Genomic DNA, 26041 nt, shown 5'->3' with positions numbered 1-26041 from the left:
ACCAAATGAGTGAATTTTAATTTTCCATCACAGGAATATCTTCTTCTTTTATTTGGTTAATATCAGCCTTTTCAATCCCTTCTTTTACAAGTCGATTGGCTTGTTTTTCGTAAGTTTTTTCAAAAATATTTCTTGCTAAACGACCATTCCCAAAAGCAGCATCTCGGTCTTCATAGAGTTTTTTAAAAAGCTTATAAACTTTCTTTTGGGCTGGCTCATCTACTTTTAACTGTACTTTTTGGGTCTGAAGCAAATAAATTTCGAGCAGTTCTTCGGGCGTATAATCTTTAAAGCCAATGTATTTATTAAATCTAGAATTTAAACCTGGATTTGAATTAATAAACTCAGTCATTTTTTCTTCGTAACCCGCCACAATCACCACAAAATCATCTCTATTGTCTTCCATAAATTTCACAATCGTATTCACTGCTTCTGGGCCGTACGTATCATCGCTATTGAGAGCGTACGCTTCATCAATGAATAAAATTCCACCGAGCGATTTTTGACAAACCTCTCGCACTTTTAGCGAAGTTTGACCCGTATAACCTGCCACCAAACCACTGCGGTCAGTTTCGTACAATTGTCCTTTACTCAGTACGCCTAATGCCTTAAAAATTTTGGCTAAAAGTCTCGCAATTGTTGTTTTCCCTGTACCTGGATTTCCATGAAAAACCATGTGCAAAGAGCGTTCGGGCAAACTTATTCCTTGCTCTTTCCTGATTTTTTCAATTTTTAAAACATTCACCAAACTACTAACTTCATCTTTGACATTTTGTAGCCCGACCAAAGCATTCAATTCAAGTAAAAGCTCATCTAAAGTTTTTTCTTCTTCGGGCAATTGTGGCATAATATTGCTTATAAATGATGTTTTTTCTTCCTGAATATTTTGCTTATTCATGGTAGGAGTGAGCATTTTTGAAAGTCCGTCTAAGCCTCGCAAAAAAACATGAAATGGGTTGCTAGTTGGTTCATTATCGGTTTGTTCTGAATAGTTTTGCTCTTGCAAATTGTCGTAAATTTCTCTTTTTTTGTTTGATTTTGGTTTTTTTCCTGTAAGTCTATTTTGTACTGTTTCATAAAAAACAGCAATGTATTCTTCAAGAGTATTATCAATTTTTATTTTTCGTTCGGCTGTCCCAAAAACTATCGAATCAGCTGTTGGGCATCGCACCGTAACAGTATCGTCATAAGGAAATTCTATGACTTCTACATCACCATAATTATCGCTATCAATCAATAAAATGCGTTGAGTAGTGGCTAAAAGTAGCACATGACGAGTATTCCAATAACCATGAACAGAAGCGTCAATGTACTCATTTTCTTGAATAATACTCGGCAAAGCCTTTAGTTCATTGCGAAGCATTAATTCGGCGAAAGGATTAAGGTCAATTTGGCGTTTGAGTTGGTTGTAAGTTGGCATTTATTGAGAAAATGAAATGTGATTTTTTGATAAATATAAATGTTTCTGTTTGATAACGTGAACAGTTTTTTGACCAAAGGCCAATATTGAGGTCGATGCCTTGGTTTACAAATTTGAAAACATGATAATTCTCATCATTTCAGAAAGCTAAACAGCCTAATTTTGCATGAAAACTAAGCAAAAGCATGGCAGATTCTTCGCTGATAAAAAAATACGATGTTCCTGGTCCAAGATATACGAGTTATCCAACCGTTCCTCATTGGCAAAATGAAACTTTTAGTTCCGAAAAATGGACAGCAAAACTGGTCGATACATTTGTCGAGACCAACCATACCTCGGGTATAAGTTTGTATATTCATTTACCTTATTGCGAAAGTTTGTGTACATTTTGTGCTTGTCACAAGCGAATTACTAAAAATCATGCTGTTGAACAGCCTTATATTCAGGCAGTTTTGAAAGAATGGGCTTTGTATTTAGCTCTTTTTCCTGAAAAACCACGAGTAGCAGAAATTCATTTGGGTGGAGGAACGCCCAGTTTCTTTGCTCCCGAAATGCTTCAATTATTGATAGCTGGAATCTTGGAAAACGTTGAAGTTACACCCGAACATGAGTTTAGTTTTGAAGGTCATCCCAATAATACAACTGCCGAACACTTGCAAGTTTTGTATGATTTAGGTTTTCGTCGGGTTAGTTTTGGGGTGCAAGATTATGACCCACAAGTTCAAAAAGCTATTCATCGCATCCAACCTTTTGAAAATGTAAAAAAAGTAACCGAATTAGCTCGTGCGATTGGTTACACTTCGGTGAGCCATGATTTGGTTTTTGGTTTGCCATTTCAGAAAATTTCGTCGGTTGAAGATACAATTCAAAAAACGTTAACGCTCAAACCTGATAGAATAGCTTTTTATTCTTATGCACACGTACCGTGGATAAAAGGCAACGGGCAACGTGGTTTTGAGGATGAAAATCTTCCAAGTGGTGAAGAAAAACGAGCTTTGTATGAACGTGGTAGAGCCATGTTTGAGCAAAATAATTATGCCGAAATCGGGATGGACCATTTTGCTTTACCACAAGATAATTTGTATAAAGCTCAAGAAAATGGCACACTTCACCGTAATTTTATGGGTTATACAACAACTCAATCTCAAGTTTTATTAGGACTTGGAGCTTCATCAATAAGTGATTCGTGGACGGCTTTCACCCAAAACATCAAGGAAATTGATGTGTATATTGATACTGTAAATGCGGGAGAATTACCCGTATTTAAGGGACATATTTTAAGTAATGTAGATGTATTTATTCGACAACAAATCTTAAATATTATTTGCCAATTAACAACTACTTGGCAGCTTTCCGATTGGTCTGAACAAGAAAAAATGGTGCTTTTTGAAAAACTTGAAGGCTTTGAAGCCGATGGTTTAATTACTTTTAACGAATTTGGTTTGAACGTTTTACCCGCAGGAAAAGCATTCATTCGTAATATATGTATGGCTTTTGATAAACACCTTAATCAAGCAGATTCTCTACAAAAGTTGTTTTCTAAGACGATTTGAGTTTTTTTTAACAAGTACCAAGCACCTTTGCATATTTTGTAAAGGTGCTTTTTTATGTTCAGCAATGAATTAGAATAGATTTTCAGAAAATTAAGTTTTATTCTTTTATCTTGTAATCGGAATCCTTAATTTTTATCTCAATGCAGTTAAAACCTAACCTAAAAACTGAAATTCTAGCAGGCGTTTCTACCTTTTTGGCAACGATGTATATTATCATTGTCAATCCTGCTATTTTAAGCCAATCTGGAATGCCATTTAATGGTGTACTTACTGCCACCGTTTTGCTATCGTTTTTTTGTAGTTTAATGATGGGAATTTATGCCAAAAATCCAATTGTTGTTGCTCCTGGCATGGGGATGAATGCTTTTTTTACTTTTACGGCTGTAAAAGGTATGGGTATTTCGTGGCAAGTGGCATTGGGTGCGGTTTTCTGGGCGGGAATTATCTTTTTATTGTTATCAATTTTTAATGTTCGTACCCAAATTGTAAAAGCTATCCCGAAGCAATTACGTTACGCAATTTCAGCGGGAATTGGGCTTTTTATTACACTAATTGGCTTTGCAAATGCCAAATTTATTGTACCAAATCCTGCTACAATCATTGGCGTTGCTAACCTACATAATCCGATTATTATAACATTTTTGCTTGGTTTGGCCGTTACGATGTTATTGTTAGTGAAACGCATTCAAGGCGGCATCATTTTTGGTATTATAGTAACCACTATCATTGCTATTCCCATTGGAAGATGGTGGGGAGATGCTTCCGTAATCAATTTCGGACAAAAAGATTTGGTTACGTGGCAAGGTGTGTTTTCAGCACCAGATTTTAGTTTATTGTTTCAACTTGATATTGTTAATTCACTCAAAATCAGTTTGTTACCAGTTATTTTCGCTTTTGTATTTACTGATTTGTTTGATAGTCTTTCAACATTTGTGGGTGTTGCTGAGGCGGCAGATTTATATGATTTGGATGGAGAACCTCGCAATATTAAGCAGTCATTATTGACAGATGCAGTAGCCACAACGATGGGTGGTTTGTTGGGAACAAGTCCTGGAACAGCTTTTATTGAATCAGCAGTGGGTATTAGTCAAGGTGGGCGAACAGGCGTAACGGCCATAACGGCGGGTATTCTGTTTTTACCGTTCATGTTTTTGTCGCCATTGTTAAGCATTATTCCTGCCATTGCAACGGCCCCCGCTTTAATTGTAGTAGGAGTTTTGATGATGAAACCTGTCACAAAAATCAATTGGGATGAACTTGACGATGCTATTCCTGCATTTTTAGCAATGGTTTTGATACCGTTTACATATTCAATAACGCAAGGTATTATTTGGGGATTTTTGTCATGGACAATCATTAAAATTTTCAATGGAAAAACTAAAGAAGTGTCTTGGATGCTTCTCATAATTGACTTTTTTGCTATTTGGGCTTTATATTTAGGACATTGAAGGGCATTTTGGTGATGATAACCCTTTCAAAAAATTGAGAAATTTTAATACTAACTATCTTAACTTTGATGCCAGCGAAAATGCAAAAGACACTAATTTCTCATTCAAATTAAATGAAAATCAAATTAACAGTTTTATTAATCACCTTATTATCAACCAGTTCCTTTGCTCAAATAATAGCGATATTAGGAGCAATGCCCGAAGAAGTGCAATTGTTGGAATCAGCGTTGAAACATCCAAAAACCAAGAATGTTTTAGGTTTTGAATTTAAAACTGGCAAACTCAATGGTAAAAAAGTGGTAATTGGTGAAACAGGAATCGGTAAAACAAATGCGTCGATGACGACTACTTTGATTATTAAAACTTTTCACCCAAAATCAATTATTTTTACTGGAATAGCAGGAGCAGTAAACAAAGAATTGAATCAAGGAGATATATTAATTGGCCAAAAATTGACTTATCACGATTATGGAAGATTGACTAATGAAGGTTTTGTGGCTAATCCAACGAGAAACCCGCATACTAAAAAAGCCAATCCACAATATTTTATTGCTGATTCAGTTTTGGTTGTTTTAGCAAATCAAGCTGCTCAAAGTGTTGATTTAAAGCATATTACATTTAACTTACCTGCACCACGTATTTTTACAGGAACAATTGTGACTGGCGATACGTTTGTTGCTTCAAGCATTGCTGTGGATAATTTCAGAAAAAAATACCAAGCCGATGCAACCGAAATGGAAGGTGCAGCGGTGGCTCAAATTTGCTGGCAACAAAGTGTGCCTTTTTTGGTTATAAGAAGCATAAGTGACAAAGCGAACGAAACTGCACCCGCTGATTTTCAGACATTCAAGAAAATTGCATCTGATAATTCGGCAACTTTAGTAAAAGCGATTATTAAAAAATTATAAAAACCACCTTAAATGACCTACGATTTCGACGAATTAATTGACCGTACCAATACTGATAGTTTTAAATGGGACAAATACAAAGACCGTGATATTATTCCTCTTTGGGTAGCTGATATGGATTTTAAGGCTGCTCCGCCTATTTTGAAAGCTTTGGAAAATGTAACAAAACAAGGAGTGATTGGTTATTGGCATACGCCTGATGAATTGGTTGATGTAGTTGTAAAACGCCTTGAAGAACGCCACAATTGGAAGATTCAAAAAGATTGGATTGTTTGGTTGCCAGGGCTTGTACCAGGGTTAACGCTTTCATGTTTGGTTGTAGGTGATGACGGCGACGAAATAATGACAACTGTACCTGTATATGGGCCATTTATGAAAGCTCCAGATGCGGCTAAAAAGAAGCTCGTAAAAGTGCAAATGAAGCTTGAAAATAACCGTTGGACATTAGATTTTGACGCTATCAAGGCAGCAATTACGCCTCGAACAAAAATGTTTATGTTGTGTAATCCATATAATCCTGCGGGAACAGTTTTTACACAAACTGAGCTACAAACTCTAGCCGATATTTGTATCGAACATAACATTGTGATTTGTTCAGATGAAATTCATTGTGATTTAATTTTGGATGAAACTAAAAAACATATTTCAATCGCAACATTAAGTAAAGAAGCTGAAAATCAAACAATTACGTTACTTTCACCTAGTAAAACTTTCAATATTGCGGGTTTAGGTTGTTCGTTTGCTGTTATTCCGAATGATGAAATTCGGTCAAAATATGCTAATTTACGGTATATTCTTGAGCCAATGAATTCGGCTTATGCGTACCAATCGGCTTTGGCTGCCTATCGAGATTGTGGCGAATGGGAAAAGCAATTATTGACATATTTACGCAAGAATCATGCTTTCGTTTTACAAGAAATGAATGCCTTTAAAGGGTTTAGTATGCAACCACTTGAAGCCACTTATTTGGCGTGGATTGATACCCGTGAATCAGGCATTGAAAACATTGCTGAGGTACTAGAAAATGCTGGAGTTGGTGTGTCGGAAGGTGGATTTTTCTTTGATGGAAAAGGCTTTATTCGCCTTAATTTTGGTACACAAATGCGTAGGTTAGAAGCAGCAATTTGGCGAATGAGGAAAGTTTTAAGCTAAAAATAAAAATCGAATGCCGTGGTATTTTAGACTTTGCCACGGCATTTGACACTTATTTTTTTGCAAAATAATTAAGATAATTTGGTGTCGTGCTATTTCCTCCACGCTCGCTATTAGTAAAATAGCCTTTGTTATCTTTATCAAAACAAAAACCTTCGCCCTGTGTTTCCTTGAGATATGGCAAAAGTTTGTCACGATTTCTTGCAAGTGCTGAAATTATAGTTTCAGTATCTTTAAGGTACCAATAGTAAATGGCATCATAGTTTCGTAGCACAATTTCCTTGCCGTCTGTTGAAATACCGCCACTCGTAATAATTAAATATGGAATTGCCTGAATGAACTTAGCTGTTTGAACTTCTGTAACTGACTGAGGGTATGGAAGTTGATAAATTCGGACATTGAATTCTCGCTTCGTAACAATATAAATATCTTTTGTAGTAGGGTCGAGCAAGATACATTCTGCATCTCTGCTACCATCAGGATATTGAAAAGCTATTCTGTCATATTTACTCACCTGCTGACTAAGAGATTGTGGTTCAAGAAAGCGATAAACATAATATTGGTTTTCGTAGGCTGCATTATTATCACCGATATCAGCTAAATAAATGTAGTTTTTTCCCGATTCTGGCCCAGCTCCGATACTTATATCTTCCCAGTCTCTGTTCGGAAATGGCATTTTCAACTGACCTTTAAATTGTCCTGTATGCGAAAACTGGTACAACAAATTTGGATTATCGCCATCTTCGTGTACCCAAACATTTCCAGCCATACTTCGACTATCGCACAAACCAGATGCTTCATCCGCAACTCCAGTAGGCAATAAATAACTTTTAGGTGTAGTTTCAAAGTCAGGAATTGTTACTACTGGCGTAGGTGTTGGTTTTTTTGTAAACCAATCGCACGAACAGAAGAGGATAGGAAAAATAAAAATGAGAAGACGGCTGTTTTTTTGCATTATGGGTTTAAAGTTTCGTGGCAAAATTAAGGACTCGCTCGATGAAAAATGATTAAATTTCGGTTAAGTCTATTTTTTTACTTCTTGTATTCTTTTTTTCTGAATCAATTTTCTTGCTTTTTAGTCGTTTTTCAACCGCTCCTTGTGAAGGTTTTGAAGCTAAGCGTTTTTTTCTTTCATGGAAAGCTTTTTCTAAAATCTTATAGAACTTCTTGATTACCAACTCTTTATTCTGTAATTGACTGCGTTTTTCTTGGGCAGTTATGCTCAATATGTTTTCTTGAATAAGCTGATTTTGGAGTTTTTCGATAAGTTTCGCTTTTTGACTATCAGTCAGTAGATTTGAAGACTGAATATCAAATCGTAATTCAACTTTTGTTTCTACTTTATTGACATTTTGCCCTCCAGGGCCTCCACTTCGTGAAGTCTGAAAATCTAATTCAGACAAAAAATCTATGTTTTTTATATCTATTTGCATTGTATTATTTTTTTGCTACTTACGTAAACTAGCCTTGTACCACAGTTCCGAGTAGCCCAGCAATTTTTTTAATAACCTCTTTTAGTTGCATCATTTTAACTAAAATTTGGTCTTGCTCTTCATAACTTTGAGCCTCTAATAGTTGGTTCGACAATTTTGCCATATCAGATTCATAACGAGTTTTTTTCAAACGTAGTACATTTGTATAAGCCAAATCAGCGAGTTTATCAGTTTCGATTGGAATATAAATGTCCTTTTTTAACCAATTTTCACTCAATTGATGAGGCGTTGAGAGCCAATTGATAACTTGTTGTTGAATTTCGGAATCCTGATGACTTGTAAAATGACTTGTATGTGGAATTTCGTTTCGATGATAAAATTCCCGAAAAATCTCCAGAATTTTCTGATAAGTAGGTGTTTCAAAAGCTATTTCTTTGATTTCTTGAAAAACATAATCAACCAAAGTTACATCTCTATTCTCAACCGCAATATGTTCAATAACTACGCTGCCATAACAAACCAAAAGTCTAACGGTTTCTTCTTCTTGATAAGAAATTGGAGAGCGTTGAGGTTCATTTTTTTCTGGTAAAGTTGGTTGATTTACCGCAGGTCGCTCAACCAATACATCTAAATTACCGACTTGCTGAGGTTGAATACGGGTTTGGCGTTGGCGGTCTTTTTCGGCATCATTTACCTTCTTTAACGAAATTTTATTGCCTTCTGTAATGAGTATTTGTTCTTCAATTCCCATCAAACTAGCCACTTCTTGGTAGAAAACCGAGCGTTTGATTGAATCAGGAATTTTTGAAATGGTTTCAACTAATTCTTTGATTACTTCAGCACGTTTGATGGGATCATGTCCAACATCTTTGAGCGAAATTTCGGTTTTGAAGCGAATAAAATCTTTCTGAGTTCGTTGAACATATTCTCTAAATGCTTGACTACCAACTTTTTGAATAAAACTATCGGGGTCGTCACCATCAGGAAAAACTACGGCTTTTACGTTGAGGCCTTCTTCTAAAATAATATCAATTCCCCGTAAAGAAGCCTTGATTCCTGCGGCATCTCCATCGTATAAAACTGTTATATTATTCGTAAAACGCCTAATAAGTTGTATTTGCTCTTTGGTGAGCGAAGTTCCCGAAGAAGCAACGACATTTTCAACCCCCGATTGATTTAAAGAAACCACGTCGGTGTAACCTTCCACCAAATAACAATTATCTTCAACACGAATCGGATTTTTGGCTTGCAAAATGCCATAAACAATGTGGCTTTTATGATAAACGGCCGTTTCGGGTGAGTTTAAATATTTAGGTGAATTTGGGTCTTTTTTTAGGATTCTGGCCCCAAAAGCAATTGGTTTACCTCCAACATTATGAATCGGGAAAATGACTCGACCTCTAAATCTATCAATTGGAAAAGTGCGTTCTGAATCTTTACCATCTTTGATAATGGTTAAGCCAGCTTTTTCGAGAATATCTAACGAAAAACCATGTTTTATGGCATGTTTCGTGAAAGAATCCCATCCGTCGGGGCTATAACCCAAATCAAATTTTTGAATCGTAGTATGATTAAAACCTCTTTCTTTGAAATAACTCTGACCGATACTTTCTCCTTCGGGAGTTTTCCAAAGTTGATTTTGATAGTATTTACTCGCAAAATCTAAAACAATATACAGGCTTTCTTTGTCATTTTGAGCTTGTTGCTCTTCACTCGTTACTTCTCTTTCAGCTACCTCAATTCCATACTTTTTAGCCAAATGTTTTAAGGCTTCAGGATAACCAATCCCCTCAATATCCATGATAAAGCGTACTGAATCCCCCGCTTTTCCACAACCAAAACATTTATAAATGCCTTTGGCTGGTGAGACATAAAATGAAGGTGTTTTTTCGTTGTGAAAAGGGCAACACGCAATCATGTTTGCTCCCCGTTTTTTGAGAGAAACGTATTCACCAACAACTTCAGTAACGTCGGCGGCTTGAATGATTTGTTGGACTGTTTCTGGACTTATTCGCATGGTGCAATTTAATCAATGAACACTAAAAATGACATATTTTGTCTTACTTTTGTTCCTGAAAACATATTTTACGGTGGAATTTTTTACTTTTATTAATATTGGAGGCACTATTGCTTTCGCTGCTTCGGGTACTTTGGCTGGTATTCGGAAAAAACTAGATGTGTTTGGACTTGCCGTAATCGCCTTTGTTACTTCGGTAGGTGGAGGCACGATTAGAGATATTTTGATTGGTCATTTACCAGTCAGATGGATTCTTGATTCGAGCATTATTTTGCTTATTGTAACAGTGACATTGATCACCATATTGTTCAAAAACCGCATTGAAACCTTAGATAAAACCCTTACTTTTTTTGATTCTTTAGGTCTAGGTTTTTTTACACTTCGAGGAATTCAAGAAGGCATTGCGATACATTTGGATATGCCTTCTTGTTTGATTTTAGGAACGATTACAGCGTGTTTTGGAGGAGTAATTCGTGATATTTTACTGAATGAAATACCGACACTTTTTAGAAAAGAAATTTATGCGACGGCGTGTATTTTAGGTGGAATAGTTTTCTTTTTGCTACGAAAAGCGAGTATTTCGCCCGAAATAGTAGATGTTGTTACTATTCTAACAATTTTCGGTATTCGTATAATTGCCGTTAAAATGAATATTTCATTACCTAAAATTAAATAGGATTATTATTTCGCTTCAAGCGGGCCAAATAAGTAAATGTACCTAATCCAATCAAAAGCGTAACCGCACAAAGGCCTAAATGTGGAATGGATGGTTTTAATACCCAAATTGCCCCAATAAATTGTACAATTAGAATAATATAAAGAAATGTTGCAATGGTTTTTCGTGGTAATTTACTGATAACAAATGAACCCAACGGTGCAAAAAAAGCTACGAACGGAATGCAAGCCAACCACATTTCAAATGCTTCAGGTTGAAAATCTCCGATGACCGCTCCATGAATAAAAAATCCAAGTAAAGTTTCGAGCGTCATGATGATAACCGAAGATGGAACGGCAACTTTTTCGTTGATTCGATAATAAATTGTCATCAAGCAAAAAGTAAAAATATTAATTCCTGTACCAAAAAGTGAAGAAATCATGCCGCCGATTAATCCAAAAAATATCAATCTGACCATATCAGATTTGACGAAATTTTGAATTTTATCAAAAACTTCTCGTTGTGGTTGTAGATTTTCGTACCATAAAACCAATCCAAAACTTAACCAAAGCGAAACAAAAAACAACTTTGCTAAAGGCGGTGAAATCAAAGGAACGATGTAATAAGTGCCAAAAATTAATCCAAAAACACCTCCAAAAGTAACATACTTGATATATGCCCAATCGACTTTAATTTTCAATCCTAAAATCAATAAAGATGCTGAAGTCATGCCGATACTTTGTATAGCAAAAGCAAAGTTTCGAGCAATAGCGGGTTCAATTTTCAATAATAGTGTAAAAACTGGGTACGCGATTGCAGCACTGCCTTCGGGGCTTGACCCCGCAATGAATGACCCAAAAATCATGGTCAAAACTGCCGCCCAATGTTTTGCAAAAACATAAAAGCTGTTTGTAGAATTTACATAATAGCCCCAAAAGCTCAATACAATAATTAAAAAAGCTATATATAAGTAAGGGATTTTGTTTTTTTGTGTTTTATCGATGGACATAAAAAAAAATATTACTTTTGTGATGAGACGGCTACAAAGTTAGTTGCAAATATTGGTTAAAAAACAAATATAAATAATGAATAATAGTTTTGAGAAAAAAACTCATCTATTATACATAAAAAGCCCTTTAGATGATATGAAAAATATTGAAGAGATTTTGCAGAAGTTGCTTGCTGAACAAGATTTTTTGAAAGAAATGCAAGGGCGAATTGTTGATAATTACGATATAATGATTCAAAATCAGCAACAAAATGCTGATAATCATGAAGTTGTGATTCATAATCAAACGACCATTATTCGTAATCAAGAAATTATAGTTAATAATCAAATTAATATTGTCAGAAATCAGAAGCAAATTGTACAAAATCAAGTACAACTTGATGTAATTTTACAAACCCAAAGTTATTTATTGAATTTGGTAAGGAAATTGACTGGCGAAAGTGAAACACTTGAGCAAACAAATGAATTTGTTGCGAATTTGATTGAAATGAAAAAAGAAAGTATCAAGATAAAACCGCTTAATGACCCTACTTCTTTATAAAAAGTGTTGCAGATTTGAGTTTAGCGTAGTTTTTATTTCTAAAATTGCCAAATTTAGTACAATCAACCATTAATTTTTTCTTCTAAAAGTCTGACCTGAATTTGTAAAGATTTGATTTCCGAATCTTTGCTTTCTACTATTTGCTTTACTAATTGTAGTTGAATTTGAAGGCCTTCAATTTGTTGACTTAGTAATTTATTATGGAATTCTAATTGTTTTTTCTCGTTACTAAAGTCATCGCTTGTATCTTTTGACGGTTTACTTTTTGCTTTTGCGTGAACGAAATCTTCAATTTGTTCTTCAGTAAATTCCGTAAAATTGGAATTCTTTAAGTCGTCAATATTAATCCCAAAAAAGTCGCTTATTAATTCACAAACATCTAAAGGAGGAAATGTTTTTCCAGTTTCGTAATCAGAAATAGCACTTTTGCTTATTTTTAATGTTTCTCCAAGATTTTCTAAAGTTAGTTTTTTCTTCTTTCGTAAGAATCGGAGATTAGAGCCAAAATTATTTTCCATTATTTCGGAATTATATTATTTATTTTCCACAAATTTGGAATTTTTAATTCTTGTTTGTTACTTTGCTTTGCAATTTAATGAATTCATTAATGATTAAAAAATCTAATTTCTATTGTTGAATCGAAAATAAAGTAATACATGGTTATGAAAAAACTTTTTTATGTTGGAATAATCGGATTAATCTTATTTGAGTTTTTGAATGTTTATTTCATCATGCCAATGCCAGGCAGTCAACGAATCAAAAGCCTTGATTTTGCGTACTTTCTTTATACTTGGCGTTGGGCTTTTCGTGGCTTCTTTTTTTTACTAGCAATAGTTGGCTTTTTGAAAGCTTTAAAAACCTCGAAATGGTTTACTTTGACGAGTATAATAGCGGTTTTAGCGTCAATATATGTATTTAATTTTATGATGGCCGCCGATTCGATGTTCTATTTGCCGAAAGATTTACAATTAAAAAATGCAAAGTCGAATAAAGTTAAAAAAGATAGGATTGTACTTGGAATCGAGATAAATGGTGAAGCGAAAGCCTATCCAATCTCATTAATTGCCTATCATCATCAAGTATTAGACACATTAGCAGGAAAACCAATTATGGTAACCTACTGCTCTGTATGCCGTACTGGACGAATTTTTGAGCCAATCGTAAATGGAAAACCTGAGAAATTTCGCTTGGTAGGAATGGACCATTTTAATGCCATGTTTGAAGATGTAACAACCAAAAGCTGGTGGCGACAAGCCAATGGCGAGGCTATTACAGGAAAATTAAAAGGTCAATTTCTTCCTGAATTACTAGCTCAACAAACTTCGCTCGAAAAATGGTTAGCATTGTATCCAAATAGTTTAGTTATGCAACCTGATTTGAATTTTAAAGAGAAGTATGATAGTACGGCTAAGTACGAAAAAGGAAAAAGTAAAAGTGATTTAACCCGAACTGATTCTTTGTCGTGGAAAGATAAATCTTGGGTAGTTGGTATCGAAATTGGAAAAGAAAGCAAAGCTTTTGATTGGCTTCGCTTGAAAAAAGAAAGAATTATCAACGAGCAAGTAGGAATGAAACCCGTATTGATAGTTATGGCGGCCGATAATAAAAGTTTTTTTGCTTTTGAAAGACCATCTAAAGATGCTCAGTTTTCAATTAAAAATGATACGCTTAGGTTTGATGACCAATATTTTACGTTGGATGGTAATAAGGTTGGTCAATCAAAAAAAATAAACTCGCTCAAGCGAATAAATGCTTACCAAGAGTTTTGGCATAGTTGGCAGACATTTCATGCTGCAACAAAAAAATATTAAGTCACAGAAGCGAAATTCGTCATAGGTTATTTGTTCGGACTCTGTACCGCATTTGACAGTGCAGAGTTTTTATTTCTTTCGACTATAAATTTCGTAATAAAAAAATTATTAAAGATTTGATTAAGTGTTTTCAAACTCTGCACATTGATTTTATGTGCAGAGTTTTTTTTGCTTAAATAATTGACCTTTTCACTTCAACACTCTAAGGTTTATATTGGTTTATAAACAAAATTCCGTAATTATGGAATTTTATTCTGGAAAATTTAATATTTTTTTATAAAAAGTAATACTTTTAAAATACTTTATTTGGGTATAATTTGTGGAGAGATCCTTATTTTCTTCTCTAAAAAGCTTATTTTTTGTGAAACATATCTTTTATGGAATGTTTTTTCGGAAAAATATTCCATAAAATTGGAAAATAATTAAAAAAGTATTTTCTTTGTGATAGAAATTAAAGAATCCAATAAAAAATCAAAATAGTTCTATTATTTATTTCACTAAAAAGAGAAGATGTACGGATTAAAATTTTACCAAAGAAAAATGAATTCAATAATTAAATACACATTTGTAGGGCTGCTATGTGCCACCTCAAGTGTGTTTGCTCAAATGCCACATGATGTAATTTATATGCCCAAGAATACAGGGTGTTTGGCTGTTTCATACAACAATAGTAGTTGGAAACAGTATTGGGAGAATACATTGAAACGTGAAAATTTCAATATTGGAACGCTTACAACTGAAAGTGTAATACCAATGTTGGCGGTCGGAATTACTAATAAATTGAATGTAATTGTTGGCTTGCCTTATGTGCAAACAAAAGCCAGTGCGGGAAATTTGATGGGACAAAAAGGAATACAAGATTTTTCAGGTTGGTTGAAATACAAATTGGTCGAAAACGATAAAGGTATTTCGTTACATGGAGTTATCGGTGGTTCGGTTCCAGTTGGAAATTATGTACCTGATTTTTTGCCAATGTCAATCGGTTTACAAACCAAAACTGCAACTGGTAGATTAATTGGTAATTACAAGCACGCATCGGGAGCTTATGTAACTGCTCATGCAAGTTATATTTTTCGTAGTAATATCAAAGTTGACCGTGATGCATACCAAGCTGATAACCGTGTTTATAATACTAATGAAGTGCGTGTACCGAATGCTACCGATGTGGCGTTAAGAGCTGGATATGATAAAAAAGGAATTCAGGCTGAGGCTTTTGTTGAAAAGTTTTCGTGTGTTGGTGGTGATAATATTCGTCGCAATGATATGCCATTTCCAACAAATAACATGACTGCCACAAGTGTTGGTTTGTATGCTAAATATCAACCCAAAAATATTGGTTTTAATCTAAGAGCATCAAAAGTGATAAATGGGTTGAATGTTGGACAAACAGTTAGTTTTTCGATTGGAATTTTATACCAATTTAATTATTTAAAGCAAGTAACAAAGAAGTAGAAAGGTGTTTATTGTGAAATTTATATTGTAAAGAATAAATGAAAAATATATACAAAATATCAAGTTTATTATTAGTTGTTTTAGGGTTTGGTATTATCGTTAGTTCGTGCGATAAAAATGTTTCTGAACCAACAAAAGAGGCTTTTGTTCCAGCAAAATTAGATGAAAAAGCAGGTTCTTGGAAAACTTATATTTTGGGTTCTCCTACCGATATAAATGTGGCCGAACCTAAAGCTGTCAATTCAACTGAATACCAAGCAGAATTAGCAGCATTGAAAACAACAGTTTCGGGCATTTCGGCTGAAAATAAAACAGCCGTTGCGTATTGGGGTGCGGGAGCAGCATATCGATGGAACGAAATTGCTCGTGAATTAGCGGCTAGATATAATATTCCGCCAGCATCAAATGCCGAAGGAAAATACCCAGTTCCAGATGCAGCTAATCCATTAGCTGACCCTAAATTTCCTTTTGCTAATCCGCCTTATACCGCTCGTGCATTGGCGTATTTGAGTGTTGCTCAATATGATGCTTTGGTGAGTGCTTGGAATTATAAATATACTTATAATCGTAAAGCTCCATCAAAAAATGATGCTTCTATCACAACTTTATTACCTGTAACCGATTTGCCATCGTATCCGTCAGAAGATGCTGTTGTTGCAGCGGCATCGTACACTATTTTGGTTGCGATGTTTCCTGGCGAAGTGCCTTATTTAGATTCAAAGTTAGCGGAAGCTAAAAATGCTCGTCTTTGGGCTGGAATGAATGTTCCGTCGGATATTTCGGCAGGAGAAGCCCTTGGCAAAGCTGTGGGTGCAAAAGTAATGGCAAGAGCTAAAACAGACGGTATGAGTGCTTCAAATAACCAAACACTTACGGCTGGAATGATTGAAAATGCTAAAAAAATAGGTGTTAAAAATCCGTGGGTAAGCCAAGAAACTCCTGCACGACCTCCAATGTTGCCAAACTATGGAGCGGTAGCAACTTGGAATTTCGACAAGGCTACGTTAGTGAATATTCGTCCGTTGATTCCATATTTGGAAAACTCGGCAGAGTTTCAAAAAGACATTGACGAGTTGAAATCGATTGAAAAAAATCAAACACGTGAACAAGCTCGTATTGCTAATTATTGGGCAGATGGTGCAGGAAGTTATACGCCACCAGGGCATTGGAGTCGTGAAGCAGCCAATCTTTGCTTTGAAAATAAATTTAGCGAAGTAGCAACTGCCCGAACTTTAGCTTTAGTAAATACAGCTCTAATGGATGCAGGAATTGCTTGCTGGGAAACGAAATATTATTATTATACACCTCGACCGCAACAATTTGGTGTGAAAACATCAGTTGGTTTACCAAATTTCCCTTCATATACTTCTGGCCATTCAACGTTTTCTTCGGCGGCGGCAACTGTTTTAGGAGCTATTTTTCCAAACAAAGCTTCCGAAATGACTGCTAAAGCTCAAGAAGCATCTAATTCTAGGGTTTATGGACTGATTCACTACCGAGTAGATTGCACAATGGGATTAGTTCATGGCAAAAAAATCGGTGAATATGCTATTGCTAGAGGCAAAACTGATGGTTCGGGTTATTGATAATCCTAGAAAATAAAAACATTGTTAAATTAACTTTCTCTTTTTAATATACTCATTTTTAACCAAAAATATTATGAAAAAACTATTACTTACTTTTGCTTTTATGGCAGTTTTTTCGTCAGCTTTTTCACAAGGTTGTATTGCTGTACGTTCGATGGCAACGGCGAATGGAAATCCGAGCGGGTCAGCATTTATGCACGCTGGCGATTTTCAAGTTTCGTCAAATTATCGTTACTTACATTCATACAAACATTTTGTGGGAACAGTTGAGCAAAAACAAAGAGTAGAACAACACACCGAAGTTATCAACGACCAACACAGTTTCGATTTTGGACTTACTTATGCTATTACTAATCGTCTAAATGTTACGGTTAATGTGCCGCTTTCATTCAACGACCGCTCATCTCTTTATGAACATTACGGAAATGGTACACCAGCAGGGTCAAATCCACGTTTTCATACACAATCAAAAGGTGTTGGTGATATGCGTTTGTCGGCTTCTTTTTGGTTATTTAATCCAATGACACACACGAAAGGTAATATTGCTATTGGTGTAGGAATAAAAGCTCCAACAGGCAATGCTAATGTGCAAGACGGGTTTCACAAATTAGATAAAGATAAAAAAGAATATATCCAAGTAAAACAAGTTGACCAATCAATCCAATTAGGCGATAGCGGTTGGGGTGAAAGTATCGAAGTGCAAGGATATTACTCATTATTCAAGAAAGCAAATCTATATTTCAATGGTTTCTATTTATTCAGCCCGAAAGAATTAAATAGAGCAACCAATCTTTCAGTGCCTGACCAATTTGGAGCTCGTGTAGGTATGACTTATGCGTTGTTTCCTAAACGCAATATTGCAGTTAGTTTAGGCGGAAGATTAGAAGGTTTACCAGCAGTTGATGCCATTGGTGGTAGCGGTGGTTCTCGCCGCCCAGGTTATATTGTTTCGATTGAGCCAGGAATCATTTGGAGCAGTCACAAAAGTTCTCTTTTGGTTGCAGTGCCATATGCAGTTGTAAGAAATCGTATTCCAACGTGGACAGCAACAGGTTTCAAATCGGGCGATGCAGCGTTTGCTGATTATTTCCTTTCGGCTACTTATGCGTATCGTTTCTAAATAAATTTTAGTTTCTTTAGCAAAGAATGTGATATAAATCATTATTTTTGAATGGTTTAATCACTTTCTTTGCTAAATTTTTTTACAAAATCTAATTAAAAAATTAGATTTGTATGATTAAAACGATATTTATTTAACTGAAAAAAGCGGCTTCCATATTATTTCTTTGCCTGTTACTTTGTAATGTTTTGGGCTTTACATTTATTTCATTTTGGAACGAATGGCAGGAAAGCCATCGGGTAAAAGAAAGCAGCTTTGTTGTGATAAGTGGAGATAAATTGGTATTCAAAATGCAAATTTCGATGCCATATCAAACCGAATGGCGAAATGATATAATAGAAGGAAATACGGCAATTTACGAAGGTGATTTTTATCAATCTTACGAACAAGTTTATCAAAAAGATACGCTTTATACCTATTATAGTCGCCTTGATGTAAGTCGAGATAATTTGTTGGCTTTGATGAATGAAGTACACGAAAACTTGAATCTTTTCTCAAAAAAACATAAAACTTCTAGTCAAAAAGCGTTAGAACTTTTTAGTACTATCACGAAAGATTACGTTGAACTTCATTCAAAAACGATTGCGTGGTTTTTGGTTGAAGATTTACCGACAAAAAACTATCATTATACTGCTCCGAATTCAATACATATTTTATCGGTCAATGCTCCGCCACCGATGTTTTCATAAATTCCCTTATTGATTGATTAATTCGCTTGGCATTCCTTTCAAGAAGGTAATGCTACGTTTTTTTTATACATTAATTTAGAATTTTCATGAAAAAAAATACTTCGACTTTGGATAATACCCATTCAAATCAATTTTCATTTATTTGGATGAATCGTTTAGCTCTTTTTATTGTTTTCTTTTGGTTTGGTTTTCTCAAAATCATTGGACTTTCACCTGCCAAAGATATTGTAACTCATTTGCACCATCAAACCATTGAACCGTACATTTCTGCTTCTTTTTTTATTCCTTTTTTAGGTTTGACAGAATGCTTGATAGGTTTATTATGGTTGTTTCCAAAGCTTACGAAAATTGCTTTTGTACTCTTTTGTTTGCAAATGTTTACCACTTTTTTACCCCTAATTCTTTTACCAAGCGAGACTTGGCAGTCAAATTTTGCTTTGACTTTAGCTGGTCAATATATCATCAAAAACATTGTATTAATAGCTTCGGCTTACACTGTTTACCAACAAAATAGCAATAACAATGAAAAATAAAAATATACTATTCTTTCTACTGTTTTCTGTCCAATTTGTTTTTGCTCAAGAAAAAAAAGATTCAACAAAAGTGCTGAAACTCGATGAAATACAGGTGGTTGAACAACAATATAAATTGAATATCCAAAGTCTGCCCAATACAAAAGGAACATTTCTTTATGCAGGGAAAAAGACTGAAGTTATCAATGTTTTAGGCCTTGATGCAAATATTGCAGAAAAAACACCTCGACAAATTTTTGCTAAAATACCTGGGGTTTTTGTTTATGATATGGATGGTTCGGGCAATCAAATAAATATTTCTACGCGTGGACTAGACCCACATCGTGGCTGGGAATTCAATATCCGTAAAGATGGGATTATAACGAACTCTGATATTTATGGTTATCCTGCCAGCCATTATTCAATGCCAATGGAAGCGATTCAGAACATTGAAATGATTAGAGGAACTGGTTCTTTGCAATACGGAGCTCAATTTGGTGGGATGCTCAATTATATTGGAAAACAAGGTGATTCTACCAAAGTTTTTGATTTTGAAAGCACCAATAGTATTGGTTCTTTTGGCCTGTTGAGTACTTACAATGCCGTTGGTGGACAAGTCGGGAAGGTTAATTATTATGCTTATTATAGTAAACGAGTTTCAGATGGATATCGTGATAATAGCCGAAGTAATTATGAAGCACAATCTGCTCAAATTACCTATCGTCCAACCCAAAAATTATCTATAAAAGCTGATTTTTCTCGCTCAAAATATGTTTTTCAATTAGCAGGTCAACAAACCGATGCGATGTTTTATGCCGACCCAAAAGCATCGATTCGCTCGAGAAATTATTATAGTCCAGATATTTATGTGCCTTCGCTTACATTCAATTGGGCTTTGAGCAACCGTACAAAACTTTCGTGGGTTACATCGGCCGTTTTGGGTTCGAGAAATAGTGTCATGTTTGATAAAACAGCTGATATTATTGATAAAATTGACCCACAAACGCTGCAATACGCCAACCGCCAAGTTGATATTGATAATTACCACAGTTATACATCTGAGTTCAGAATTTTGCATGAATATCGTGTTGGAAAATTACCTGCGATTTTGGTTGGAGGTGTACAATTGATGAATAATGATTTACACCGTCGTCAACAAGGAAAAGGAACAACAGGCAGTGATTTTGATTTAAGTATCACTGGAAATTGGGGAAGAGATTTGCATTTTAAAACTCAAAATATTGCAGCTTTTGTAGAAAATCGCCTTAATTTAACGTCAAAATTGGCTGTTTCTCCAGGTTTTAGAATTGAATCGGGTGAGTCAAAAATGTTAGGAATAATTAGTTATTACGACCCATCAAAATTGCCGAATTTGATTCCGCATCGTTTTCCGTTGTTTGGCATCAATGCCGATTACCAACTTTCAACCAACCAAAATTTGTATGCTGGTTTTTCACAAGCTTACCGTCCAGTAATCTTTAAAGACATTATTCCTGCATCAATTTATGAGAAATCGTCAGATAATTTGAAAGATGCGAGTGGCTATAACCTCGAAGCAGGTTACAAAGGGAATTTTGAAAAGTTAAGAATTGAGTTTACTTATTTTCAGTTACTTTATAAAAATCGACTCGGAACGTTGGCTCAAACCGATGCTAACGGAAATTTTCAAATTTTAAGAACAAATATTGGCGACTCATTTACCAAAGGATTGGAAGCATTCATTGAGTATTACGCAAGAATCAACGAAAAAACGAATGTATCAATTTTCACTTCTACCTCATTGATGGAAGCTCGTTATTTGAAAGCCGAGATTCGTTCGGGTGAAAAAAACATTAATATTGAAGGTAATTTCGTGGAAAGTACACCGCAAATAATTAGTCGAAATGGAATCACTTTCAGACATAAAAAATTAAGCATAACTGGCCTTTTTAGTTATACAGCTAAAAGCTACGCCGACGCATTTAATACTGTTGAACCTTCTGCGAATGGAAGTGTTGGACTTGTGCCATCTTACGGAATTTTGGATTTTAATGCTTCGTACAGAATCTCAAAAAAACTATTATTAAAATTCAATCTAAACAATGCAACCAACAAGCAATATTTCACGAAACGTCCGCAGTTTTATCCAGGGCCAGGCATTTGGGCTTCTGATGGACGAGGCGTAAATTTGATGGTTTCTACTCGTTTTTAATTGAAATAATTGTTTGATTAAGTATTTATTTAAAATCCTCTTTTTGAAAAAGAAGAGGATTTTTTTTCAATATTTGGGAATGTAAGATTTGCTAAAAAAATCAAAACCGTAAGGAAAAGGAGTTAATATTGTGTAAAACTAAGACCAAAAAGATATAAAATGTCAAACTTTATTGCTCATAATGCCACTGTAAAAGGCAAAGTTACACTCGGAGAAGGATCTTCGGTTTGGTATTCAGCGGTGATTCGTGCCGATGTGGAAGAAATTATTATTGGAAAACGTACCAATATTCAGGATGGAGCAATTTTACATGCTGATTATGGCGAGCCAACCATTATTGGAGATGATGTAACAGTTGGACATGGGGCAATTGTGCATGGAGCAACCGTAGGCGACTGCTCACTCATCGGAATGCGAGCGACGATTCTCAATCGTGCAAAAATCGGTAAATTTTGTGTCATTGGAGCTTGTGCTTTAGTAACAGAAGGCATGGAAATACCAGATTATTCGATGGTTTTAGGGGTGCCAGCCAAAATCGTCAAACAAATTACTCCCGAATATGCACAAATGCTGCAATTGAGTGCCGCTCATTATGTAGAAATGGCTCATCGACATCAATCGGGTGAGTTTAAAGATTTTGGATAAGTCTGGTTGAAAATTTAGTGGTTTTCACTATTATTTGGATGGTTTTTGAAAAAAAACATTTAATTTATTGATAATTAGTTATTTGTAGAGCAAAATAACGTTGAGCTTTTGATTTGCTTTGGCAAGATTATTGTTCGTGAAACAGTTATTGAGGAATCTAAAAGCAGATTTAAAAGATTAAACGATTATGAGTATTTACTCTACAAGTTTCTTTTCTAGGAAAATTAATATATCATCACGCTCTTTACTTATTTTATTGGTTTTGGGTGTAATGATATCTTCTTGTAAAGATAAAAGTACCGAAGAACCTACTCCCGTTGCCGTTTCAAAAGCTACGAGTGAGTTTAGTGCGGATATTGCTACTCGTTGGACTGATTTGCAATTATATTTGATTAAATCAACGCCAGGATATGCTCCGCCAGTTGCCGCCCGAACGCTCGCTTATACGAGTTTAGCTTTGTACGAAAGTGTTGTTTATGGCATGAAAGATAACCAATCATTGGTTGGGCAATTGAAAGGGCTTTCAAGTTTGCCAAAACCAGATTTAAGCAAAGAATACAATTGGGGTTTGGCAGCGAATGCTGCACTTAGCACTTTAGTAGTAGAAATGTACGCCACAACCAATGATGCGAACAAAAGAGCAATTGACTCTTTACGTCGAAATATCGAAAGTGTAATAAGAATAGCTATTGATAACCAAGAAGTTACCGACCGTTCTAATAGTTTTGGTGTTGAAATTGGTCAAGCTATTTGGGAATATTCAAAAACAGATGGAGGAAATGAAGGATGGAGCAATAATTTTCCGATTGATTTTAAAACGCCAATAGGCATTGGTTTTTGGGAACCAACAGGAACTCAAAAGACGCCGCTTCTTCCTTATTGGGGAAAAAACAGAACTTTTTCTGCCTTAAATATGACTACGAATCCAGTTGCACCAACTTCTTTTTCGTTCAAAGAAAATTCAGAAATGTTTAAACTAGCAAAAGAAGTTTATGAAGTTGGAAAAGCCTTAACAACTGAACAAAAAGCAATTGCAAACTTTTGGGATGATAGTGGAAGTTCGCTAACTCCACCAGGGCATCATTTCAATATTGCTAACATCGTTTTAAAGAAAGAAAAGGTAAAGTTAGATAAGGTGGCGGAAGTCTATGCAAAAGTTGGAATGGCCATTAATGATGCATTTGTTGCTTGTTGGCGTAGTAAATATACATACAATTTAATGCGGCCGCAGACCTATATTCGTCAAGGAATTGACCCAAAATGGTCGCCTTTATTGGTTACTCCACCATTTCCAGAATATGCTTCAGGGCATTCGTCGGGTTCGGGTGCGGCATCCGAAATACTCACCACAATTTTTGGCGAAAATTACGCATTTACAGATAATACACATACTGGAAAATTTTCGGATAGGAGCTTTAAATCATTTTATGAATATGCAAATGAAGCGGCAATTTCTCGTCTTTATGGAGGAATTCATTATCGAGAAGGTAATGAAAACGGACTAAAAAACGGAAAAGAGATTGCTAAGAACATATTGAAATTGAAGTTTACCAAATAAGTAAACTTTCAAGTTCTCCGTTTTTATACACGATAGTTTCTTAATTCATTTTTGTTTAAGCTCGGCCAAAACCTTGACGGGCATTGAAAAATCCCGTCAGTGGTTGCGGCTAACTTATTCAAAAATTTTGAGTTAACGAATGAATGTGTAAATTTGATGTATGAAGAAGGCTAAAAACATAATTCCCAAAACACAACAGATGATACTAATTGTCTGTGTTTTGGGAATGTTTTTGCAAAAATCAGTGGCTCAACGACCAACAAAAGACTATTCAAATGAAGTTGCAACGGCTTGGTTCAATCTACAACTTCAGCTTATTCCAACTACACAAGGTTTTACGCCGCCCGTTGCTTCTCGTGCTTTGGGTTATTCTGGACTAGCTCTTTATGAGTCAGTTGTCAATGGAATGCCTGATTATCAATCGCTTACAGGAGTTTTGAACGAGTTTAAAACTATTCCAAAAATCGAATCAAGCAAAACCTATCATTGGGTATTGTGTGCCAATGCAGCCCAAGCTACTATCATTAAAAGTCTTTACGCAAAAATATCCAAGGCAAATGTTATTAGAATTGACTCGCTGCGGGAGGCTTTCGAGCGAAAATATCAAAATGATGCCGATAAAGAAACAATTTTACGGTCAATAAAACTTGGAGAAGCAATAGCTAAAACGGTTTTTGAATATTCAAAAGCCGATGGTGGACATGAAGGCTATGACAAAAATTTTCCGAAAGATTACAAAAATATAACAGGAGCGTGCGTTTGGACACCAACGAGCGACCAACAGATTCCGTTACAACCATTTTGGGGAAAAAATCGACCTTTTGTAAAAGGAAATACCGATTTTGAATTGCCCAATCCACCTCGTTGTGAAGCAGGAATTACTTCACTTATGTATTCTCAAGCTTTAGAAGTGTATAGTGTAGGCAAAAATTTATCAAACGAACAAATGGCCATTGCGAAGTATTGGTCGGATGATGCGGGGAAAACTTTTACGCCGCCGGGCCATGCAATTTCGATAACTTCACAGATTGTTGCTAAAGAAAATCTGACATTAGATAAAGCGGCTGAAATCTTCTGTAAAGTAGGTATTGCTGCAGCCGATGCTTTTATTTCGTGTTGGAAATGCAAATTTATGCACAACGTTTTACGACCAGTTTCGTATATTCGTACAACAATTGACCGCACTTGGACTCCATTGCTTGATACGCCACCTTTTCCTGAATATACTTCTGGACACGCTTCAGTTTCAGGAGCAACCGCCCAAGTTTTATCGGATTTCTTTGGTTTTAATTATCATTTTATAGATAATTCTCATGTTTCGAGAGGTTTGAAATCTCGCACTTTCGATTCATTCTACGAGTTTGCCGATGAGGCAGCAATTTCTCGCCTTTATGGTGGTATTCATTACCGAAATTCAAACGAACAAGGCCTAAAAAATGGTAAGCGTATTGGTAAAAATGTTTGTGAATTAAAATTTAAAGTCAAAGGAGCATAAGAGTTTAGTCATTTTTAATGAAATTCAAGAACAAAAAAGCTTTACCTTTGTGCTTTAAATTAGCAATAAAGCATGAAACTTTTTTTTAGAAAAACGGGCGAAGGTCAGCCAATATTGATTCTACATGGTGTTTTTGGTTCGTCAGATAATTGGTTTTCGATTAGTAAAATGATTGCCGAAAACGGTTACGCTGTTTACGCATTAGATGCACGAAATCATGGGCAATCGCCTCGTAGTGAGGAGTTTAGTTATGAATTGATGGCAGATGACTTAAATGAATTTATCGAAGATAATCATTTAGAAAAACCAGTCATAATTGGGCATTCGATGGGAGGAAAAACAGTTACGCACTTTGCTATGAAATATCCGAATAAATTTTCAAAACTAGTAATTGTTGATATTGCTCCCAAATTTTATCCTTCACATCACGGCCATATTATTCAAGGACTTAATTCGATTGATTTAGCAAATCTCAAAAATCGCAACGAAGCAGAAACACAATTAGCCAAATTTGTATCGAATGTTGGTGAAAGACAGTTTTTGTTAAAAAATATTTATCGTACTGAAGATGGAAAGTTTGATTGGCGAATAAATCTACCAGTTTTGAGCCGTGAGATTTACCAAATCGGTGGAGATTTTACTGATGTACACGAAGTTCTTCAACCCGTTCTTTTCTTACGTGGTGGTGAATCGGGCTATATTTATGATGAAGATATTCCTGCTATAAAAAAAATATTTCCAAATGCTACCATCGAAACAATTGAAGGAGCAGGGCATTGGGTACAAGCCGAAAAACCTACTGAATTTGTACAGTCAATCTTGAATTTTGTGTAATCACATTTTGGT

Annotated in this window: 23 protein-coding genes; 17 read left to right on the top strand and 6 right to left on the bottom strand. The window is 35.3% G+C overall.

The genetic code is table 11. From position 1 onward, the window contains the following. Positions 1 to 16 precede the first annotated feature (16 nt). Positions 17 to 1420, bottom strand: a complete 1404-nt coding sequence (locus tag MJQ71_RS19770; RefSeq protein WP_238808671.1) for an AAA family ATPase — start codon at positions 1418 to 1420, stop codon at positions 17 to 19. 185 nt (positions 1421 to 1605) lie between these two features. On the opposite strand from MJQ71_RS19770, the gene hemN reads away from it, so the two are divergent. The 4 genes from hemN (at position 1606) to MJQ71_RS19750 (ending at position 6481) form a co-directional block, all read left to right on the top strand. Continuing rightward, positions 1606 to 2973, top strand: a complete 1368-nt coding sequence (hemN, locus tag MJQ71_RS19765; RefSeq protein ID WP_238808670.1) for an oxygen-independent coproporphyrinogen III oxidase — start codon at positions 1606 to 1608, stop codon at positions 2971 to 2973. Positions 2974 to 3113: 140 nt separating this feature from the next. Next, positions 3114 to 4421: an NCS2 family permease gene (locus tag MJQ71_RS19760; protein ID WP_238808669.1), complete on the top strand. Its 1308-nt coding sequence runs from the start codon at positions 3114 to 3116 to the stop codon at positions 4419 to 4421. A gap of 113 nt (positions 4422 to 4534) precedes the next feature. Next, positions 4535 to 5329, top strand: a complete 795-nt coding sequence (locus MJQ71_RS19755) for a 5'-methylthioadenosine/adenosylhomocysteine nucleosidase (protein WP_238808668.1) — start codon at positions 4535 to 4537, stop codon at positions 5327 to 5329. 12 nt (positions 5330 to 5341) lie between these two features. Next, positions 5342 to 6481 carry a MalY/PatB family protein gene (locus MJQ71_RS19750; RefSeq protein ID WP_238808667.1) on the top strand — a complete coding sequence of 380 codons (1140 nt, stop codon included), beginning with the start codon at positions 5342 to 5344 and terminating at the stop codon, positions 6479 to 6481. Between the two features lie 52 nt (positions 6482 to 6533). Here the strand turns inward: MJQ71_RS19750 and MJQ71_RS19745 are convergent, their stop codons facing one another. Genes MJQ71_RS19745 through dnaG form a run of 3 tightly spaced genes read right to left on the bottom strand, consistent with a single transcriptional unit; the run spans position 6534 to position 9931 of the window. Beyond that, positions 6534 to 7436: a PE-PGRS family protein gene (locus MJQ71_RS19745; RefSeq protein WP_238808666.1), complete on the bottom strand. Its 903-nt coding sequence runs from the start codon at positions 7434 to 7436 to the stop codon at positions 6534 to 6536. A gap of 52 nt (positions 7437 to 7488) precedes the next feature. Continuing rightward, positions 7489 to 7914 carry an alternative ribosome rescue aminoacyl-tRNA hydrolase ArfB gene (gene arfB / locus MJQ71_RS19740; protein WP_238808665.1) on the bottom strand — a complete coding sequence of 142 codons (426 nt, stop codon included), beginning with the start codon at positions 7912 to 7914 and terminating at the stop codon, positions 7489 to 7491. Positions 7915 to 7942: 28 nt separating this feature from the next. Next, the gene (dnaG, locus tag MJQ71_RS19735; protein ID WP_238808664.1) at positions 7943 to 9931 is read right to left on the bottom strand and encodes a DNA primase; all 1989 of its coding nucleotides are present in this window, start codon (positions 9929 to 9931) and stop codon (positions 7943 to 7945) included. 28 nt (positions 9932 to 9959) lie between these two features. Here dnaG and MJQ71_RS19730 point away from each other — a divergent pair, with 28 nt between their 5' ends. After that, entirely contained in the window at positions 9960 to 10607 is a 648-nt protein-coding gene (locus MJQ71_RS19730; RefSeq protein ID WP_238808663.1) for a trimeric intracellular cation channel family protein, read from the top strand. Here MJQ71_RS19730 and MJQ71_RS19725 read toward each other — a convergent pair. Continuing rightward, on the bottom strand, positions 10600 to 11595 hold the full coding sequence (locus MJQ71_RS19725) for a sulfite exporter TauE/SafE family protein (protein ID WP_238808662.1): 996 nt from the start codon (positions 11593 to 11595) through the stop codon (positions 10600 to 10602). The genes MJQ71_RS19730 and MJQ71_RS19725 overlap by 8 nt on opposite strands. Positions 11596 to 11671: 76 nt before the next feature. Between MJQ71_RS19725 and MJQ71_RS19720 the strand changes: the two genes are divergently transcribed. Beyond that, positions 11672 to 12136, top strand: coding sequence for a hypothetical protein (locus MJQ71_RS19720; protein WP_238808661.1), 465 nt, complete (start codon positions 11672 to 11674; stop codon positions 12134 to 12136). A gap of 62 nt (positions 12137 to 12198) precedes the next feature. Here MJQ71_RS19720 and MJQ71_RS19715 read toward each other — a convergent pair whose 3' ends face one another. Beyond that, positions 12199 to 12654, bottom strand: a complete 456-nt coding sequence (locus MJQ71_RS19715) for a helix-turn-helix domain-containing protein (protein WP_238808660.1) — start codon at positions 12652 to 12654, stop codon at positions 12199 to 12201. Between the two features lie 144 nt (positions 12655 to 12798). Between MJQ71_RS19715 and MJQ71_RS19710 the strand changes: the two genes are divergently transcribed. The 11 genes from MJQ71_RS19710 (at position 12799) to MJQ71_RS19660 (ending at position 26029) form a co-directional block, all read left to right on the top strand. Beyond that, positions 12799 to 13947 (top strand): DUF3179 domain-containing (seleno)protein, encoded by a 1149-nt coding sequence (locus MJQ71_RS19710; RefSeq protein WP_238808659.1) that lies wholly within the window; start codon positions 12799 to 12801, stop codon positions 13945 to 13947. Positions 13948 to 14487: 540 nt separating this feature from the next. Beyond that, positions 14488 to 15399, top strand: a complete 912-nt coding sequence (locus MJQ71_RS19705; RefSeq protein WP_238808658.1) for a hypothetical protein — start codon at positions 14488 to 14490, stop codon at positions 15397 to 15399. A gap of 38 nt (positions 15400 to 15437) precedes the next feature. Continuing rightward, positions 15438 to 16985 carry a vanadium-dependent haloperoxidase gene (locus MJQ71_RS19700; protein WP_238808657.1) on the top strand — a complete coding sequence of 516 codons (1548 nt, stop codon included), beginning with the start codon at positions 15438 to 15440 and terminating at the stop codon, positions 16983 to 16985. A gap of 73 nt (positions 16986 to 17058) precedes the next feature. Further along, complete coding sequence (locus tag MJQ71_RS19695; RefSeq protein ID WP_238808656.1) at positions 17059 to 18105, top strand: hypothetical protein; 1047 nt, start codon at positions 17059 to 17061, stop codon at positions 18103 to 18105. A 188-nt stretch (positions 18106 to 18293) separates the two neighbouring features. Further along, on the top strand, positions 18294 to 18794 hold the full coding sequence (locus MJQ71_RS19690; protein WP_238808655.1) for a hypothetical protein: 501 nt from the start codon (positions 18294 to 18296) through the stop codon (positions 18792 to 18794). A gap of 86 nt (positions 18795 to 18880) precedes the next feature. After that, positions 18881 to 19327 (top strand): hypothetical protein, encoded by a 447-nt coding sequence (locus MJQ71_RS19685; RefSeq protein WP_238808654.1) that lies wholly within the window; start codon positions 18881 to 18883, stop codon positions 19325 to 19327. Further along, positions 19317 to 21497, top strand: coding sequence for a TonB-dependent receptor family protein (locus MJQ71_RS19680; protein WP_238808653.1), 2181 nt, complete (start codon positions 19317 to 19319; stop codon positions 21495 to 21497). The genes MJQ71_RS19685 and MJQ71_RS19680 overlap by 11 nt, the downstream gene beginning before the upstream one ends. Before the next feature lie 159 nt (positions 21498 to 21656). Then, on the top strand, positions 21657 to 22142 hold the full coding sequence (locus MJQ71_RS19675) for a gamma carbonic anhydrase family protein (protein ID WP_238808652.1): 486 nt from the start codon (positions 21657 to 21659) through the stop codon (positions 22140 to 22142). A 187-nt stretch (positions 22143 to 22329) separates the two neighbouring features. After that, positions 22330 to 23700 (top strand): vanadium-dependent haloperoxidase, encoded by a 1371-nt coding sequence (locus MJQ71_RS19670; RefSeq protein WP_238808651.1) that lies wholly within the window; start codon positions 22330 to 22332, stop codon positions 23698 to 23700. Between the two features lie 199 nt (positions 23701 to 23899). Next, positions 23900 to 25195, top strand: a complete 1296-nt coding sequence (locus MJQ71_RS19665; RefSeq protein WP_238808650.1) for a vanadium-dependent haloperoxidase — start codon at positions 23900 to 23902, stop codon at positions 25193 to 25195. A gap of 72 nt (positions 25196 to 25267) precedes the next feature. Then, the gene (locus tag MJQ71_RS19660; RefSeq protein WP_238808649.1) at positions 25268 to 26029 is read left to right on the top strand and encodes an alpha/beta fold hydrolase; all 762 of its coding nucleotides are present in this window, start codon (positions 25268 to 25270) and stop codon (positions 26027 to 26029) included. Positions 26030 to 26041 lie beyond the last annotated feature (12 nt).

Origin of the sequence: Emticicia aquatica (assembly GCF_923079645.1) — a bacterium.
Lineage (GTDB): Bacteria > Bacteroidota > Bacteroidia > Cytophagales > Spirosomataceae > Emticicia > Emticicia aquatica.
The sequence above is the reverse complement of the archived record's forward strand: the minus strand, read 5'-3'. Positions and strand labels throughout refer to the sequence as shown.